Below are 1,193 nucleotides of genomic sequence, written 5' to 3'. Positions count from 1 at the left end.
GGACGGTGTTGCGAGATAGCTTGTCCGCAGTTGGGCTTTTCTTACAAGTAGGGGTACTCGATGCGAGCAAAAAAGTTTCTTATTGGTGTTCTGGTGTTGGGACTTGTGGTTGGCGGGTCCGCGGCTCCGGCTACTGCCAGCACTGAAACAGGATCAGGCGATGTCAAACTGATGGTACGAGTCAATGGGCAAGAGGTACCTTTCAGTGCGGACTTTCCCAACGGTGCCCTACACCTTCACGACACCCCAGCCCCAAAGCCTGGCGGAGTATCACCGAACCTCATCAACTGGGACCAGTGGTACGGATGCTTCTCGCTGAACCACGCTGACGACATCTTTTCCACTTACTACACACCATCCAAGAACTCGCAGCCGGGGCGGCAGATCAACCTGAGATGCGGTGACGCCAGCTTCGGGTACAAGCACATCCGAACTGGCAAAGAGGCCGCCTGGCAAAATAAATTCAATGCAGCAAAAAATTCAGGGTGGGTGCCTTCAAGCCAAGGACTGGAGTCGTGGGACGATCTCATGAACATTGCGGCCGGCAACGCCATCTCCTACCCGAACTTCACTGGCGGTAGTGCCGTAGATCAGACGACGTGTGTCGTCGTGAACGTGGACTTCTTCAAAACGGGAGTCGGCATTGTCTACACTTTCAACGCACGGGCTGCATACTCACGAACAACCGATCGACTTATCACGGCTTTCCCCCAAACCGGGACGTCCTGCTAAAGAGGGTAAATGAGCTCCCCAAAACGCCTAATCAGAGTATTCCCTGAGGTCGGATACCAATGGCCAATATGGGAGGACCAATCCGAGAACCCCACACCTCTGCCGGGCGATCTTGGCCTCTCGAGTGAACTCGAAGTTCAGATGAAGTCCTGGTACGACTTTTGGCAGTCCCACTACTCGTGCGAGTCAGGGTGGGATACGGCCGAGAGTGAGGCCTTTTCTTGGGCCGAAGGCAGCCTCATGGTCCAGCGTCTTCGGTCTGAGGTTGAAGATTTCGCTGAAATCTCTGACGAACGATACCGCCCGCCAACCGTTTATTAACGTCGTAGCTGAACTCAATTCACCCATCAGGTCAATCTTCTCGTAAGAAGACTTCAGGGCGCCCTCAACAATCGGCCTCTAAGGAGTGCGGGCGCCAATGAGCTCCCTAGAAACACCGCCAATTATCGCTACATTCCACA

The 1,193-nt window shown here is 54.2% G+C and carries 1 protein-coding gene; it reads left to right on the top strand.

The features are described 5' to 3' along the window. Window positions 1-60 precede the first annotated feature (60 nt). On the top strand, window positions 61-732 hold the full coding sequence (locus B7R24_RS17435; RefSeq protein ID WP_147304107.1) for a hypothetical protein: 672 nt from the start codon (window positions 61-63) through the stop codon (window positions 730-732). The last annotated feature ends 461 nt before the right edge of the window (window positions 733-1,193 follow it).

Origin of the sequence: Subtercola boreus (genome assembly GCF_003399645.1) — a bacterium.
In the GTDB taxonomy this organism is placed as follows: Bacteria; Actinomycetota; Actinomycetes; order Actinomycetales; family Microbacteriaceae; genus Subtercola; species Subtercola boreus_A.
The sequence above is the reverse complement of the archived record's forward strand: the minus strand, read 5'-3'. Positions and strand labels throughout refer to the sequence as shown.

Bases quoted from the DNA above. Each gene is read 5' to 3' on its own strand.
- B7R24_RS17435 (WP_147304107.1), top strand. From the start codon at position 61: ATGCGAGCAAAAAAGTTTCTTATTGGTGTTCTGGTGTTGGGACTTGTG.